At 71.2% G+C, this 14,920-nt stretch carries 12 protein-coding genes and 1 pseudogene; 6 read left to right on the forward strand and 7 right to left on the reverse strand.

Going from position 1 to position 14,920, the window contains the following annotated elements; genetic code table 11:
• Nucleotides 1–1,789 (forward strand): glycoside hydrolase family 9 protein (locus tag ACFV2X_RS04940; protein WP_385611520.1); only part of this gene is annotated, 1,789 nt, incomplete at its 5' end.
• An 83-nt stretch (nucleotides 1,790–1,872) separates the two neighbouring features.
• Here the strand turns inward: ACFV2X_RS04940 and ACFV2X_RS04945 are convergent.
• Nucleotides 1,873–3,480 (reverse strand): DUF6055 domain-containing protein, encoded by a 1,608-nt coding sequence (locus ACFV2X_RS04945; RefSeq protein WP_385611523.1) that lies wholly within the window; start codon nucleotides 3,478–3,480, stop codon nucleotides 1,873–1,875.
• 222 nt (nucleotides 3,481–3,702) lie between these two features.
• Here ACFV2X_RS04945 and ACFV2X_RS04950 point away from each other — a divergent pair, with 222 nt between their 5' ends.
• Nucleotides 3,703–4,146, forward strand: a complete 444-nt coding sequence (locus tag ACFV2X_RS04950) for a spore-associated protein A (RefSeq protein WP_385611525.1) — start codon at nucleotides 3,703–3,705, stop codon at nucleotides 4,144–4,146.
• A gap of 123 nt (nucleotides 4,147–4,269) precedes the next feature.
• Nucleotides 4,270–4,677 carry a PPOX class F420-dependent oxidoreductase gene (locus ACFV2X_RS04955; protein ID WP_385611527.1) on the forward strand — a complete coding sequence of 136 codons (408 nt, stop codon included), beginning with the start codon at nucleotides 4,270–4,272 and terminating at the stop codon, nucleotides 4,675–4,677.
• A 71-nt stretch (nucleotides 4,678–4,748) separates the two neighbouring features.
• Here ACFV2X_RS04955 and ACFV2X_RS04960 read toward each other — a convergent pair whose 3' ends face one another.
• Nucleotides 4,749–5,321 carry a rhodanese-like domain-containing protein gene (locus tag ACFV2X_RS04960; protein ID WP_385611529.1) on the reverse strand — a complete coding sequence of 191 codons (573 nt, stop codon included), beginning with the start codon at nucleotides 5,319–5,321 and terminating at the stop codon, nucleotides 4,749–4,751.
• Nucleotides 5,322–5,404: 83 nt separating this feature from the next.
• On the opposite strand from ACFV2X_RS04960, the gene ACFV2X_RS04965 reads away from it, so the two are divergent.
• Nucleotides 5,405–5,692, forward strand: coding sequence for a metal-sensitive transcriptional regulator (locus ACFV2X_RS04965; protein WP_014174404.1), 288 nt, complete (start codon nucleotides 5,405–5,407; stop codon nucleotides 5,690–5,692).
• Nucleotides 5,693–5,695: 3 nt separating this feature from the next.
• Here the strand turns inward: ACFV2X_RS04965 and ACFV2X_RS04970 are convergent, their stop codons facing one another.
• The 3 genes and pseudogenes from ACFV2X_RS04970 to ACFV2X_RS04980 all read right to left on the reverse strand — a co-directional run.
• Nucleotides 5,696–6,442 carry a sulfite exporter TauE/SafE family protein gene (locus ACFV2X_RS04970; protein WP_385611532.1) on the reverse strand — a complete coding sequence of 249 codons (747 nt, stop codon included), beginning with the start codon at nucleotides 6,440–6,442 and terminating at the stop codon, nucleotides 5,696–5,698.
• A complete protein-coding gene (locus tag ACFV2X_RS04975) occupies nucleotides 6,439–6,798 on the reverse strand; it encodes a rhodanese-like domain-containing protein (protein WP_385612328.1) in 360 nt (119 codons plus the stop codon). The genes ACFV2X_RS04970 and ACFV2X_RS04975 overlap by 4 nt, the downstream gene beginning before the upstream one ends.
• 57 nt (nucleotides 6,799–6,855) lie before the next feature.
• A pseudogene (locus ACFV2X_RS04980) lies at nucleotides 6,856–8,214 on the reverse strand (rhodanese-like domain-containing protein); the annotation flags it as partial.
• A 176-nt stretch (nucleotides 8,215–8,390) separates the two neighbouring features.
• On the opposite strand from ACFV2X_RS04980, the gene ACFV2X_RS04985 reads away from it, so the two are divergent.
• Both ACFV2X_RS04985 and ACFV2X_RS04990 read left to right on the forward strand, forming a co-directional pair.
• A complete protein-coding gene (locus tag ACFV2X_RS04985) occupies nucleotides 8,391–9,212 on the forward strand; it encodes a hypothetical protein (protein WP_385611535.1) in 822 nt (273 codons plus the stop codon).
• Nucleotides 9,209–10,414, forward strand: coding sequence for an XRE family transcriptional regulator (locus ACFV2X_RS04990; protein WP_385611538.1), 1,206 nt, complete (start codon nucleotides 9,209–9,211; stop codon nucleotides 10,412–10,414). The genes ACFV2X_RS04985 and ACFV2X_RS04990 overlap by 4 nt, the downstream gene beginning before the upstream one ends.
• A 50-nt stretch (nucleotides 10,415–10,464) precedes the next feature.
• On the opposite strand, the gene ACFV2X_RS04995 is transcribed toward ACFV2X_RS04990, so the two are convergent.
• Nucleotides 10,465–13,164 (reverse strand): carbohydrate-binding protein, encoded by a 2,700-nt coding sequence (locus ACFV2X_RS04995; RefSeq protein ID WP_385611540.1) that lies wholly within the window; start codon nucleotides 13,162–13,164, stop codon nucleotides 10,465–10,467.
• Complete coding sequence (locus tag ACFV2X_RS05000; RefSeq protein WP_385611542.1) at nucleotides 13,161–14,909, reverse strand: DUF2264 domain-containing protein; 1,749 nt, start codon at nucleotides 14,907–14,909, stop codon at nucleotides 13,161–13,163. The genes ACFV2X_RS04995 and ACFV2X_RS05000 overlap by 4 nt, the downstream gene beginning before the upstream one ends.
• Between the last annotated feature and the right edge of the window lie 11 nt (nucleotides 14,910–14,920).

Consider the following 14,920-nt stretch of genomic DNA (forward strand, 5'->3'; position numbering starts at 1 on the left):
GATCGGGGAAGCCCTCGCCGAGGGCCAGCAGCCCGGCCCCAAGCTCAACACCGGCTCCCCGGTGCGAGTGAACCAGGTCGGCTATCTGACCCACGGCCCCAAGAAGGGCACCGTCGTCACCGACGCCACCAAGCCCCTGACGTGGACCCTCAGGGCCGCCGACGGCACCAAGCGAGCCAGTGGCACCACCACGCCCGCGGGCGTGGACCCGAGCTCCGGGCAGAACGTCCAGACCTTCGACTTCAGCAAGGTCACGGACAAGGGCAAGGGGTACACCGTCAACGTCGACGGGAAGCAGAGCGAGCCGTTCTCCATCAGCGACGACCTCTACAGCTCGCTGCGCCGCGACTCGCTGGAGTACTTCTACCAGAACCGCAGCGGCATCAAGATCGACGCTGATCTCGTCGGCGGCAAGTACGCCCGCCCCGCGGGTCATGACAAGGCCGCTCCGCACCGGGGTGACACCGACGTCCCGTGCCAGCAGGGTGTGTGCGACTACCGCCGCAATGTCTCCGGTGGCTGGTACGACGCCGGCGACCAGGGCAAGTACGTCGTCAACGGCGGTATCTCCGTGGCCCAGCTGATGTCGGAGTTCGAGCGCACCAAGACCACCAAGGGCGCCGACGCCAAGCCACTGGGCGACGGCAAGCTCCGGGTGCCCGAGCACGGCAACGGCATCCCGGACATCCTCGACGAGGCCCGCTGGGAGATGGACTTCCTGATGCGCATGCAGGTGCCTCAGGGCAAGCCGCTCGCCGGTATGGCCTTCCATAAGGTGCACGACAAGGAGTGGACCGGCTTCCCGACGCGGCCGGACCAGGACAAGCAGCAGCGCGAGCTGCACACGCCGTCCACCGCCGCCACGCTCAACCTCGCGGCCGCCGCCGCCCAGAGCGCCCGCCTCTTCAAGCCCTACGACCCGCAGTTCGCCGCCCGGAGCCTGCACGTGGCCAAGACCGCCTGGGCCGCGGCCAAGGCACATCCGAATATGCTCGCCGGCGACCAGGACTCCACGGGCGGTGGCGCGTACGGCGACAGCAACGTCAGCGACGAGTTCTACTGGGCCGCGTCCGAGCTGTTCATCACCACCGGTGACAACACCTACCGCAAGGCCGTTCTCGACTCTCCGCTGTACGGCGACGTCGACGCGATCTTCCCGCGCACCAGCGCCCTGTCCTGGGCGTCGACCGCGGGCCTCGGACAGCTCGACCTGGCCACGGTGCCCAACAAGCTCACCGCCAAGCAGCGCGCCGAGGTGCGCAAGACGGTGATCCGGGCCGCCGACCGCTACGCCGCGTTCTCCGCGAAGTCGGCGTACGGCGTGCCGTACGCGCCGAAGAGCGGCAAGTACGAGTGGGGTTCCAACAGCCAGGTGCTGAACAACATGGTCGTCCTCGCCACGGCACACGAACTGACCGGTAAGACCCGCTACCGTGACGCGGTGCTGCGCGGCATGGACTATCTGCTGGGCGGGAACCCGCTCAACCAGTCCTATGTCACGGGCTACGGCGAACGGGACTCGCACCGCCAGCACCACCGCTTCTGGGCGCACCAGCTCGACGCCAAGCTGCCGAGCCCGTCGCCCGGCACGCTGGCCGGTGGCCCGAACTCCGGTCTTGAGGACCCGGTCGCCCAGAAGAAGCTCAAGGGCTGCGCCCCGGCGATGTGCTACACCGACGACATCATGGCGTTCTCCACCAACGAGGTGACCATCAACTGGAACGCCCCGCTGGCCTGGATCTCGTCGTATGCCGACGATCTGGGCAAGGGCATGGCCTACAAGGGCTGAGCCGGTAAAGGCTGAGCCGGCAAGGGCTGACTCGGCCAACACCACGCCGTCGAGGGCGGTCGCGCACAGTACGCGGCCGCCCTCTACGCATGAGCGGGGGCGTCAGGAGATGGTGATGGCCAGTTCGTCGTCGGTGAAGGTGCCGTGCGCGGGGTTGATGTCCGTCTCCCCGCCGCGGTCACCCAGGACAGGCCCTCGATACGGGCGTTGCCGGTGACGGTGGAGCTGCCGTACACCGCGGCGCGCGGGCCGACGTAGACGCTGGCGGCGACGTTGGCGCGGTTGTCGACCCAGCCACCGCCGTTGGAGTGCCAGTGTCCGCCACCGGTGGCGGCCGGCTTCTGGTAGCCCGGCTCAAAGCCGGACGGGATGGCGCCGCTGATCCGGAACTCGTACGGATAGCGGTAGTTCTTGGTGTAGCCGTCGAGGTAGGCGTAGTGGTGCACGGTGCTCGGGGCGCCGGTGACCACCAGGTACACCTCCTTCTCGCCGGGCTGGGTCTGGAAGCTGAGCTGGCCGTCGGCGCTGGTGGAGACGGGACCGTAGCGCGGGGTGCCGTTCTTGACCGCGACAAAGCCGTACGACCAGCCGGATCCGGCGGCCGTGTTGACATGGCCCTTGAGGTGCAGCTTGATCAGCGCCCCGTCGCTGCTGGGCACCAGCTTGATCTTGTTGTAGCCGTAGTCGGACGGGGCGAGCGGGTCCGGGATGGCGTAGTGGCCGGCGGACTGGTTGACGGCGTTCACCGGGACGCCGTTGTAGGCGTTGATGAAGCCCGCGCCGTAGACGTTGTTGATGAACGGCATGATGTGGGACCGGTTGGAGTAGTCGTAGGTGACCTGGCGCTGCGCGTACTCCGCGATCCGCGTGTTCAGCTGGGCCTGGCTGAGGTTGTTGATCCGCCGGTAGACCTCCAGCGGGTGTTCGTTGTTCTTGGCCTGGTTCCAGATGTCGGTGAAGGTCTTCATTCCGCCGTAGCGGTCGACCAGGTACTGCACCAGCATCCAGTTGCCGTAGTGGTGGCGGCTGGAGGAGTAGGCGAGGTTCTCGGTGCGCAGGAACCGGGTCAGATCGCCCGCGCCCCCGTCCGGGTACACCTGCATCGCCATGTACTCGGCGCCGGTCTCCCAGAACGTCCCGGCCGACGGGTCGGTCAGCCCGGCGCCGCCGCCCTTGCCCATGAAGGTGTAGTTCTTGAACACATGGCCCAGCTCATGGGCCAGTCCCCAGGAGCCGGGCTGGGCCGCGCCGGGGGCGATGTCGATCACGCCGACCTTGCCGTCGGCCTGGCCGCCCGAGGCCCAGGCGTTGAGGTTGCTGTTGTTCCAGGTCTGGGTGACGATCACGCCGATCTTGTACTGGGACAGCAGGCCGGTCTCCGGCGTGAACCGCAGCGAGTTGACATAGAAGGTGTACAGCCGCTCCAACTGGCTGAGGATGTCATCAGGGTCGAACCGGTACTGTCCCGAGGCGTTCTTGGGGTCGGTGCCCGACTTCTCTCCCCACAGCAGGATGAAATTGTTGGACTCTTTGGTCCGGTTCTGGGCCCATGGCACCTCGCCGGTCGCCGCCCAACTCAGCGGGATGTACACCGTTTTGGCCGCGGCTGCCGTCGGTGCGTGCGGGCGGGCGGTCGCGGGTGTCACGCCCAGGGCGACGGTGAGCGCCAGCAGCGCCGCCGCCGCGATCAATCGTCGCGGTCATGTCAATAATGGGGGTCTCATGCCCGATCCTCCGTTTCCGATGGGGTTCCCGTGGGGTGTGAGGGGATGGTGTCATGGGAGCGCTCCCACGGCCATGCCCGCGCGTATGGCCGAACCGGTCGAAGACCCGGTCGGCGCCTACAACCATTCAACCCCCTCGCATGTCACCTAGATGACGCAAAAAGCGTCCTGGGGTAATAAGGGGGATACATGAAGCTTTCTCGCTATATGGCCGCCACCGCGGTGCTGGCCTCCGCCGTCGGGGGCGCCGTGGCCCTGGCTCCGCAGGCCACGGCCGCCACGACGGCCGCGTACAACGGGGTCTGCGGCAGCGGCTACAAGGTGGTGAACTCGGCGCCGATCGGCCAGAAGGGCACCGTCTACCTGACGTACAACTCCGCGAAGGGCGCCAACTGCGTGGTGACCGTGCGGAACACCACGGGCGCCCCGGTCTCGATGTTCGCCTACCTCTATGCGAACGATGGCGAGCCGCAGGAGGACAACGGTATGTACAGGTCCTACGCGGGGCCCGTGTACACCTACGCGCGCGGGAAGTGCGTGGACTGGGCCGGCGGTATCGACAACCAGTCCACCTGGACGTACGGGAGCAACTGCGGATCGCTGAGGGAGCACCGGGTGACCAAGGGCTGGTGACCGGCGGCCGGTTCGCCGCCAGGGCCGATGCCTTCGCGCAACCGCGCGGTCGGGTGGGGTGGTACGTTCCGACCGGCACCCCTGTGGTGTCACGACCCTGCCCCCTGTGGAAAGGTTCTGACTGTGGCGGCCAGCCTCTCGGACGGCTTGAAGAAGTACCTCGACGAATCGCGTGCGTTCGTGACAGTGGCGACCATCTCGCCGGACGGTCGCCCGCATCTGACGGTCGTCTGGGTCATCCGCGATGGTGACGACCTGTTGTTCTCCACGACCGTGGACCGGCTCCAGGGCAAGAACCTCCACCGTGACCCGCGGATAACCCTGATGGTCAACCCGCCGGAGAACCCGTACACCTACGCCGAGATCCGCGGCACCGCCACCCTCGCCCCGGACGGCGACAAGGAAGTGCTGAACAAACTGTCGCTGAAGTACACGGGCAAGGAATACGCCACCTTCAACCCGTCCTCCAAGGACGACGGTGAGCGGGTCATCGTACGGGTCACCCCGACCAAGGTCGTGGGCCGGCTCTGAACCACCGCACCCCCCGCGTCCCGCCGGGCGGCCCGATGCCGCTCGGACGGGCGCGGGGGGTGTTCCCGCGCTCAGCGTCCCCGCAGGGCGGCCAGCGTGGCGTCGAGGTCGGCGGGGCGGGGCCGGTTGTGGGGGAGTCTGGCGAGGAGCGCGGCCATGCCACAGGTGTTGGTGAGCGCCGAGAACACCAGCCCTCCCGCGATACCCGCCGAGACCAGCTGCCAGGCCGGGTGCAGCAGACCGAGGCCCAGACCGGTCAGCACGAAGGTCCCGGCGGTGAAGCGGACCTGACGCTCCATGCTCCAGGTGGCGCGGGAGGCGGTCTCGGGGTGGTGCAGCTCATGGCCGCGGTCCGCCCAGGCGCTGGTCCCTCCGGTCAGGGTCGCGGCGGCCACCCCGTGCTCGGCGAGCGTCCGGCACGCCTTCGCGGAGCGTGCGCCGGACGCGCAGACCAGGAGTATGCCGCCCCTCCCGGCGGCCTCCTCGATCGTGGGCAGGGCGTGGCCGAGTTGGTCCAGGGGGATGTTGTGGGCGCCGGGCAGATGTCCCGTGGCGTACTCGCCCGGTGTGCGGACATCGATCACCGTGAGGTCGTGCAGACTGGCGCGGGCCTGGTCGGCGGTGCAGGTGTCGGGAGCGTTCATGGTGGTGCACATCCTGAGGGTTGTCGACGGTGCCCCATGCGGGGGGTAAATTACCCCTAGGGGTATTGTGTGGAGGTGTTTTCGTGGAACTGGATCTCGCCGGCGCGGAGCTGAAGGCCGTACTGAATCGGCTGCGGCGTGCTCAGGGGCAGATCTCCGGTGTGATCCGGATGATCGAGGAGGGGCGGGACTGCGAGGACGTCGTCACTCAGCTCGCCGCCGCGTCGCGCGCCTTGGACCGGGCGGGCTTCGCCATCATCGCCACAGGGCTGCAGCAGTGTCTGACCGACGTCGAGGCGCGTGGAAACGCGGACGAGGACCGGGATCAGATGCGCGCCAGGCTGGAGAAGCTGTTTCTCTCCCTCGCCTGACGCTCATACGATCACGTCGATCAGCATGAGCGCCGCCACGGCCAGCAGCGCCGAGGCGAAGACCCGCCGGAGCGCATCGCCGGAGGCCTTGGCCGTGAGGCGTTTCCCGTCCCAGGCGCCGAGGATCGCGGTCCCGGCGAAGGGCGCGAGGGCCGCCCAGTCGATGCCGTGGGCGCTGCCGCCGCGGGTGAGCAGCGCGGCCAGCGAGTTGGCGGTGATGACCAGCAGGCTGGTGCCGACCGCGGCCCGCATCCGCAGGCCGAGCGCGCCCACCAGGGCCGGTACGGCGAGAAAGCCGCCGCCCACGCCCAGGACGCCCGTCACGGCGCCGAGCCCGGCCCCGGCCCCGGCGGCCCGGCCCGGCCGTACCGGTCGGCTGCCCTCCTCTTGGGGTGCCTGCCGGAACATGCCCAGCGCCGCGGCGGCCGCGACGAGGGCGAACGCCCCGGTCAGCAGGGAGGGCGGCAGATGGCCGGCGGCCAGTCCGCCCAGGGCCGCGGGCAGCAGGCCCGCGGCCGCGAAGAGTGCCCCCGTACGCCAGCGGACGTTGCCGTCGCGTGCGTGCGCGTACAGCGCGGTGGCGGAGGTGGCGGTGACGATGATCAGACTCGCGGTGGTGGCCGCGGCGGGGGTGAAGCCGAGGAGATAGATCAGAGCGGGGACTGCCAGCACGCTGCCGCCGCCCCCGAGGGCGCCCAGTGCGAGGCCGATGACGGCCCCGGCGGCCAGGGCGAGAAGCGCGGTGCTCACGCTGTCCGGCCGCCGTCGCCCGCGCCGCCTGCCACCGTGTTGTTGTCGCCCGCGCCGCCCACCACCGCGCTGCCGTCGCCCGGGCCGCCCACCACCGGCAGGCCCGCCTCGGCCCAGGCCCCCATCCCGCCGGTGACGTCCACCGCGTCGATGCGACGCCCGACGAGCAGTTCGACCGCCTGCCGGGAGCGGTTGCCGGTACGGCAGATCACCACCAGCGGGCGGCCCTGGAGGCCCTGGGGCAGTGGCGCCCCGGCCGTCAGCGCGGACAGTGGCGCGTGCACCGCGCCGGGTGCGTGTCCGGCGGCCCACTCCTCCGGCTCGCGCACGTCCAGCAGCACCGCGTCGCCGCCCACCGCGGTGCGGGTCCGGGCCTGCTCGGCGGTGATCCGCTCAGGGGCACTGCCGGGGACACCTGAGACGACCGGCAGACCGGCCTCGCGCGCGGCGTCGAACCCGTCGTCCACGGCGACGACGGACCGGCCGGCGGCGTCCAGCAGCGAGGCGGCGATGGCGGCCCGCATCCCCCCGGCGCAGTGCACCCATACGGTGCCCGCCGGGATCTCCGCGAGCCGGTCCCGCAGCTGGTGTACGGGGATGTGCAGCGAACCCGCGATGTGCTCCCGGGCGCGCTCGGATTCCCGGCGGACATCGAGGACGGCCGTCCCCCGGTCCGCGGCCCGGGCGGCGAGTTCGGCGAAGGTGGCGCGTGGGAAGGAGCGTGGCCGCTCCCCGTCCCGCAGCCATGCCGCGAGTGGGCCGGTGGCGGCGGCAGCGGGCCGGTCGATGCCGACGCGGACGAGTTCGCGCTGGGCGGCGGCCAGCTGCTCGGGCGACTCGGCGAGCAGGGTGACCGGCTTCCCCCAGGGGAGCAACCAGGCCAGATAGCTGGCGAGTTGACCGTCGGCCGCGAAGTTGAAGGTGCCGCCGACATGGCCCTCGGCGAAGGCGACGCGGTTGCGGAGGTCGACGACCCATTCGCCGGCCGCCAGGCGCGCGGCTATCTCGTCGGCGTCCGCGCGTGCGGGCGGGGTCAGATCGACGGGTGCCGGTCCGGCGGCGTTGGCCGGGCCCATGTGCGCGTAGTACGCGGGTATGTCGTCGAGGCCGAACAGCAGCTTGGCGACGAAGGTGTCGGCGCTCTCGGTGACCGCCTCGTTGGTGGCGCGTTGCTCGCCGATCGTCGTCGCGTCGCCCGCGGTCGGCCCGGAGGAGCAGAAGCTCCCGAAGCCATGGGTGGGCAGTACGGCGGTCTCGTCCGGCAGCTCGGCGGCGAGCCTGCGGACGGACGCGTGCTGGGCCCGGGCCAGCCTTTCGGTCAGCCGCGGTTCGACCAGATCCGGGCGCCCGACCGTACCGATGAGCAGCGACCCGCCGGTGAAGACGGCCACCGCCTGCCCGGCCTCCTCCAGTACGTACGCGGTGTGGTGCGGGGTGTGGCCGGGCGTGGCCAGCGCGCGCAGCGCCAGCCCGTCGCCGATGTCCACGGTGTCCCCGTCGCCGACCGGCACCCGCTCATACGCCACCCGGGCCCCGGCGGGGACCAGGTACGCGGCGCCGGTGAGCCGGGCGAGCTCCAGGCCGCCGGTCACGTAGTCGTTGTGCACGTGCGTCTCGACCACATGGGAGATGCGCACTCCCCGTCGAGCGGCCATGGCGATGATCCGGTCGATGTCACGTGGCGGGTCGACCACCACGGCCGCTTCGCGGCCGCCGGCCAGATAGCCGCGGTTTCCCAGCCCTGGCACGTCCACGGTGTCGATGAAGAACACGAGCATGCTCCCTTCGTCTCTCATTTACCCCCGGGGGTATATGGCCGACCCTAGCAGAATTACCCCCCGGGGTATCTGAGGGAGATGTAAGAGCTCCAGAAAGCGCTGTCTTGGACAAGCCGTTTTCGGCGTAAGGCATGCGTGATGCCTTGACAGGGTGGCTGAGAGCGCTTTCTATGACTCGGCCGCAGCGCGGCAACCATCCCGAGGAAGGGGTCGACGACCCGCCGGGCGGAACCACGTACTACGTGGACTCGCGCGCGGGGAACGACAGCGCTTCGGGCACCAGCGCCGCCATGCCCTGGCGGAGCCTCGACCAGGTCAACCGGACGACGTTCCGGCCCGGTGACCGCATCCTGCTCAAGGCGGGTGGCTCATGGCAGGGGCAGCTGCGGCCCAAGGGGTCGGGTGAGGAGCACCGGCCGATCGTGATCGGCGACTACGGCAAGGGGCCGAAGCCGAGAATCGAGGGGGAGGGGCGGGTCGATGACGCGGTCCGCCTGTTCAACCAGGAGTACTGGGAGATCCGGGACCTCGACGTCAGCAACGCCGTCCCCGCCACCGGCACACCCGGTGAGAACCTGCGCGATCTGCGCGGCATCCATGTGTCGGGGGACGACTCGCGGCGGCTCGACCACTTCGTCATCGAGCGGGTCGACGTCCACGACGTCACGGGCGAGGTGAACTGGATCAGCGGCAGCGTCTCGAACAACGCTCCGGGGATCCACTTCAAGACGGGCTGGGACGGCTCGAAGAAGACCGGCGGCATCATCTTCGACACCACCGTGCCCGACATCACCGCGCCGCCCGCCGCCCCGACCGTCCTGGGCGACATCGAGGTGCGGCACTCCACGGTGCGCAACACCTCGTTCGCCGGGATCGTGGTGAAGCAGTACACGGGTGACGGGAAGGACGCGAACGGCAACACCATCGCCACCCCGACCCGCTGGGGACTGACGAACACGCCGCACCGGGTGCTGGTAAAGAGGGGAAGGTGACCCATGACCACCCCGCATCCGCCCCGCGCGTGCAGCCCGGCCGAACCCGTGACCAGTGGCGCTCCGTACGAGCGGATCTGAACCGGCGCCGGTCCGAGCTGACCGCCCGCGCCGCCGAAGCGTTCCCCGCCCACCGGCGGGTGGCCGGTACCCCGCTGCTCGCCCGGCCGGGGTGGATCCCCGACCGGCCCGTCCCGCTGGAGGGGGTGCGGCTGGTGTGGACCGGCGAGACCCCCGCCACTCCGGTGGACGGACACAGCCCCGCGCTCGACCCCATCCGGCCACTGCGCGACGACGGCACACCGTACGCCTCGTACGCCGAGGCCGTCGGTGAGCTGGCGCGCCCCCGCCTCTTCGAAAACCGCGTGTGTTACCGGCTGCTCCAGGTGACGGGCGACGACGCGGCCACGCTCACCTTCGGCCGCGGCCGCTACTTCGATGTCATCGACATCTGCGAGGCCGCGGCGCATGAATTCGCCGCGGCGAGCCCTGTGGGCGCCAACCGGGCCCCGGACCCGGCGCGCACACCGTTCCGCGCCCTCATCGGCGACCCGACCGATCTGACCACCCGCCCGGTCATGGCGGCCATCAGCACCCTGGTCCTGCGCCACGACCCGGGCCCCGCCCCGGGGGACAGCACTGCCGAATTCATCCTCCACTGGCGCGATCCGGCGAAGGTCGCCACCGCGGGCGGGCTCCACCAGGTGACGCCGGTCGGCATGTTCCAGCCGTCCCACGACGCCCCCTGGAACGAGGCCAACGACTTCGGTCTGTGGCGCGCGATCGTCCGGGAGCTCAGCGAGGAACTGCTGGGCACGAGCGAGGACTACGGCAGCGACACCGCGCCCGTCGACTACGACGCATGGCCCTTCAACCGGGCCCTGGGCGACGCCCGCGCCTCGGGCGCGGCGAGTGTCCACTGGCTGGGGCTCGGCGTGGACCCGCTCACGTTCGTCCTCGACATGCTCACCGTGCTCGTCCTGGACGCCGAGGTCTTCGACGAGCTCTTCCAGGACCTGGCCGCGACGAACGACGAAGGACATCTCGTCGGCGTCGAGGACGGCACCGGCCGCTCGATGGGCGTGCCCTTCCGGGCCGACCACATCGAACGGCTCACGACGGCGGAACCCATGCAGCCCGCCGGGGCCGCCCTGCTCAGGCTCGCCTGGCCGCACCGGGACGCGCTGCTGGGACGGCCCTGACTGCTGGGACGGCCCTGACCCGACCCGCCCCAGCAGACGTCAACTGGACATCAGCGGCGCAGCGTCAGCCAGTCGAGGGCGGCGACCCGGGGGCCGCCGGTGGCCACGAGATGGACATCATGCGTGCCGGTGACGGTGCGGGGGAGTGCCACCGACCGCTCCTGCCAGGTGTCGGTGGAGCCGGTGTCCGGCACCGGCAGCGTGGCGGCCACCCGGCCGTCCGGGGCGTCGAGCCGCAGTTGCAGCGAGCAGCCCCGGCCGCAGCCGGCGGAGGCCAGCCGTACGGTCAGCTTGTCCGCGCCCGCGCCGAACCGCACCCCGCGGAAGCCGATCCGGTCGCCCGAGCCGAGCACTCCGGTGGCCGCCTCGCCCCGCTCGGCCCCGCGTACGGAAGTGGCCTGCTCGGCCTGGAGGGTGGCCGCGGCGTCCGGACCGTCCGCGTAGAGCCGGATCTCGTTGACCGCCCAGGGGACCTCGCCGGGGGCCGTCAGCTGGACGCGCAGATAGCGGGCGGTCTGCTGCGGGAACACCGCGTCCTGAGTGAAGGAGCGGCCGCCGACCCGGGCGACGGGGGCGCCCCAGTGGCTGCCGTCGTCGCTGATGGACACGGCGAAGCCGTACGGGTGGCCGGTGGCGTCCATACCGGCGTCGATCGACAGCCGGTCGAAGATCTTGGCCGCGCCGAGGTCGAGCGTGAGCGACTGGCCCGTAGTCTGTGCGGCCGTCCCCTTCCACTGGGTGGTCTGGACGCCGTCCACGGCGGCGGAGGCGTCGGCGCCGTCGGAGGCAGTGGCCTTCCAGCCGTCGTTGCGGACCCGCGCCTGGCAGCCCGGCAGATTGCAGCCGGACGACCAGATCGGCGCGCCGTACTCATACGCCCCCTGGTCGGGGCCCGCGCCCCGGACACCGGTGGTCACGCCGTCCACGGTCTCGCCCGCGTCGATGGCGGGCGAGCCCTCGCGCGGCCACAGCTCGCCGTTGCGCGCGTCGGTGTAGCCCGGGTCGGTGGGCGGCAACAGGTTGCTGCGCACCACCGGGGCCGGGTCGCCCGGCCCGGTGATGTCCATCGGCGCGAGCGCCACGTCGTTGCTGACGTAGGTGCCCGAGGCGTCGGTCGCGCCGCTCAGCCGGACGGCGGTGGAGACACCGAGGCCATAGGTGGAGTGGTGGTCGCGGTTGCCGAGGCTGACGCTGCTGTGGCCGTTGAAGAAGGTGCCGCGGGAGCCGGTGTTGTACGCCACGTTGTGGTGCAGCAGGAAGTTGCTCGAGGAGTTGTCGATGTAGTAGCCGACCTGCCCGTCGGCGTCGTGGACGGTGTTGTGGTCGACGCTGGTGCCCTTGGCGTCCAGGTTGCAGCACACATAGAACGGGCTGCCGTCACGCGAGGTGCGCATGGCCTCGGACAGGTCGTTGTAGGCGATGCGGTTGTCGTGGAAGGGCACCCCGTTGAGCTGCCAGGCGGTGTCGATGCTCGCCCGGCCGGTGCGCCGGATCGTGTTGTGGGTGACGGTCTGCCCACTGCCGTTGATCTCGATACCGGGCGTGTAGCTGCCCATCCAGCCGACGTCGTGGATATAGGTGTTGGTGACAGTGTTCCCGCTGCCGCGCAGCAGCACGCCGGTGCCCGCGGAGTACCCGATATCGCTGTCGCGCAGGGTGTTCCCGCTGCCGCGGATCTGCACCCCAGAGCCCAGCACCCGGGCGGCGACGATATGCCCTTCGAAGGGCGGGATGGCCAGCTCGTCGTCGCGTGGCATGGGCAGGGTCGAGAACTCGGAGATGTAGCGGGCCCGCAACCCCTCGACGAGCACACCCGTGCTGGTGTCGCCGGTGTGCAGCGAGGTGCCCCACAGATCGAGCCCCCGGACGGTGACGTACGAGCTGCCGGCCAGGTCCACGCCCCAGCTCTCGTACTTCGCGGTCACGGTGTGGCCCGCGAGGCCGCCCTTGGGCGGGACCAGGTACAGCCGCTTCGCGCCCTTGTCGTAGTACCACTCGCCCGGCTGGTCGAGGGTGGACTTGGCGCCGACCAGGTAGTAGTTGCGGTAGTTCTGGTCGCCCATGCACAGCGGGGTGCAGCGGTAGTTGCCGCCTTTGAAGTCGAGCGCGCCGGTGGCGGTGGCGGTCACCGTGCCGGTCTGCTGGCTCCAGGGGTTGGACCCGGCCCACAGATGGACGGTGGCGCCGGTGAAGTCGCCGGCCGGCAGGTCGGGGTCGTCGATGTGCTGATCGGTGGAGGTCCGCTCGGCCACGGCCCAGGACGGATTGAGCGGATCCGGCCCCGAGTTGGGCCAGCGCCCCTCCATGGCCCGCCCGCCGTCGACGAACAGGGCGTTCTCGCTGGGGTCGAGCGGCAGGTCCACCTCGGTGGCGACCAGCCCGTCGCCCGCTTCCCGCCAGCCCGTCACGGTCCTGGTGCCGTCGATGGTGACGGTGCCGTCCCCGTACGCGGCGATGGTGATCGGCGAGTCCTTGGTGCCCGAGGGCGGGGCGACGCGCTCGCGGTAGCGGCCGCGGTGGATCAGACAGGTGTCGCCGGGCCGGACCAGTTCGGTGCAGCGGCCGATGGTGCGCAGCGGGTGCGCCGCGCTGCCGTCCGCCCGGTCGGCGCCCCAGGTGGCGACGTGGTACGTATGGCCCCGGGACGCGCCGGCCGCGGTGTCGGCCGCCGCGGCCCCGGGGAACGATGTCGTGGCCAGGGCCGCCGCTGCCGCGGCGACCATGGACACGATCCTGAACGCGGATCTCATGTACTGCCTCCCATGGTGAGGTGTGCGGGTGGGCGCCTCCAGGCGGCCTCGCCCTCCGGTCCCGCGGCGGTGCCCAGGACGACGCACCGCAGCCAGTGCTCACCGGGCGTCAGCTGTCCGATGAGCGTGGGCAGGGCGGTGCGCCGGGCGAGCACATTGGTGCCGGGCAGAGCGTCGACGACCCGCCCGGTGCGCTGCCCGTCGCTGTCGATCAGACCGGTAAGACCGGCCGGCCCCCAGGCCCTGGCCCGCCCGGCGCAGGCCTGCCGGGTGAGGCCCGGGTCCCGGTCGATCGCGAAGCCGCCCTCGGCGGTGTGCAGGGTGCGCCCGGTGCGGATGCGATGGGTGCGCAGATGCCAGGGCGGGGCGGCGGTCAGCCAGGTGGTGACCTCGACGTCCGGCCAGGGGTGCCAGGTGCAGCGGATGGTGTCCCCGGCCACCTGTGTGGCGCCGGGCTCCTCGCGGACGCGGTAGTGGGTGCTGTCGTCGCTCAGGGCGAGCATCGAGTCGTACGCCCCCTGCTCCAGGCCCAGCGGACCCGAGGGCAGGCTGAAGCCGAATCGGGTCGAGTACGCGAACTTGGCGTACTTCTCCGCGCCGTGCCGCACCCATGCGTGGTGCTGCCGGCCGGCCAGCAGCGTGACCTCGCCGTCCGCGCGCATCAGCACCGCGCCCGCGTGGGGCTGGGCGCTGACGGGGGCGAGGGCCGGGGCGGGCAGCTCCGGCGCGGCCCAGAAGGGATGGCCCGCGGGGAGCGCGAGGGGCAGTAAGGACTTCATCGCCCAGTACGGGGAGCCGGGGGCGTTGTACTGTTCGGCGAGCGCGGGCTGCGGATAGCCGTAGCCGATGGACAGCAGGCCCTCGCCCACGGCCTCCGGGCGCCGCTGCCACCAGCGCAGATGGCGCAGCAGATGCCCCTTGACCACGCCCCACGGCAGCGCCTCGACCCCGGCGTACGGCAGCGCGGCCCAGAACGCGGCCTGCGCGAAGCGGTAGGTGAGGCTGCGGCCGTACGGGACGGCGGCCCCGTCGTCCGCGAACCAGTGCTGGAAGTCCCCCGCGAACAGCGAGGCGCGCATCCGAAAGCGCACCGCGCGTTCGGGGTCGCGCTCACCGGCGAGCGCCGCGTACAGCAGCCCGTAGAAGTGCATCGCCCACGGCACGTAGTAGTCACGGCGCTCGGTGGGCCCGTCCGCGTACCAGCCGTCGCCGAGCGCGAAGGACTCCAGCCGGTCCAGCCTGGCCCGGATCGGGGCGTGGTCGTAGGACACGCCGACCCGGTCGAGGCCGAGGCCGATCAGGACGGGGAAGAACAGCCAGTTGTTCTCGGTGGTGGGGCGGTCGAGGGCGGAGCGCAGCCAGCGCGCGACCCGGTCCCGCTCGGGCCCCTTGAGCGGGTCCCACAGCCGGTCGGGGGCGAGCGCCAGGGCGAAGCCGATCGCGGCCATCTCGACGATCCGCTGGTCGTGGGGGCCGGGTTCGCCCCAGTACTCGGGGTGGTCCGGGTCCGTGCCGGTGGCCAGCCCCCGCGCCCAGTGGCCCCAGTGCTCGAAGGCCCCGCCGCCCGCGGCGAGCGGCGCGAGCCCCCACAGAGGGCGGGCGAAGGACTCCAGTTCGGCGGCCGTGTCGTCGTGGATGGCGGTGTTGACGCCGAGCCTGAGCCTGGCCCGGCCCTCGCTGAAGTGCGGCAGCAGCGGCTCGGTGAGACGGCGTGCGAACCCCTGCAACGCGTTGCGGTCGGTCATCCCTTGGCTCA

It is taken from the genome of Streptomyces sp. NPDC059679 (assembly GCF_042734105.1).
Taxonomy (GTDB): Bacteria; Actinomycetota; Actinomycetes; order Streptomycetales; family Streptomycetaceae; genus Streptomyces.

Coding starts and splice junctions, on each gene's coding strand:
- ACFV2X_RS04995 (WP_385611540.1), bottom strand. CDS start 13,164: ATGAGATCCGCGTTCAGGATCGTGTCCATGGTCGCCGCGGCAGCGGCG.
- ACFV2X_RS04960 (WP_385611529.1), bottom strand. CDS start 5,321: ATGAACGCTCCCGACACCTGCACCGCCGACCAGGCCCGCGCCAGTCTG.
- ACFV2X_RS04950 (WP_385611525.1), top strand. CDS start 3,703: ATGAAGCTTTCTCGCTATATGGCCGCCACCGCGGTGCTGGCCTCCGCC.
- ACFV2X_RS04985 (WP_385611535.1), top strand. CDS start 8,391: ATGACTCGGCCGCAGCGCGGCAACCATCCCGAGGAAGGGGTCGACGAC.
- ACFV2X_RS05000 (WP_385611542.1), bottom strand. CDS start 14,909: ATGACCGACCGCAACGCGTTGCAGGGGTTCGCACGCCGTCTCACCGAG.